The sequence below is a fragment of the Bacillus sp. 204(2023) genome (genome assembly GCF_037027505.1).
In the GTDB taxonomy this organism is placed as follows: domain Bacteria; phylum Bacillota; class Bacilli; order Bacillales; family Bacillaceae; genus Bacillus; species Bacillus subtilis.
This window is the reverse complement of record NZ_JAXCHE010000031.1, coordinates 1-255: the sequence shown is the minus strand read 5'-3', so window position 1 is coordinate 255 and position 255 is coordinate 1. Positions and strand designations below refer to the sequence as shown.

The window sequence follows — 255 nt, the reverse complement described above, 5'->3', positions numbered from 1 at the left end:
TACGGAATATAAGACCTTGGGTCTTATAAACAGAACGTTCCCTGTCTTGTTTAGTTTTGAAGGATCATTCCTTCGAAACGTGTTCTTTGAAAACTAGATAACAGTAGACATCACATTCAATTAGTAACACAAGATATCACATAGTGATTCTTTTTAACGGTTAAGTTAGAAAGGGCGCACGGTGGATGCCTTGGCACTAGGAGCCGATGAAGGACGGGACGAACACCGATATGCTTCGGGGAGCTGTAAGCAAGC

General features: G+C 42.4%; 1 rRNA gene. It reads left to right on the top strand.

The features are described from left to right. Positions 1 to 158: 158 nt before the first annotated feature. Positions 159 to 255, top strand: a 23S ribosomal RNA gene (locus WA279_RS20830); the annotation flags it as partial.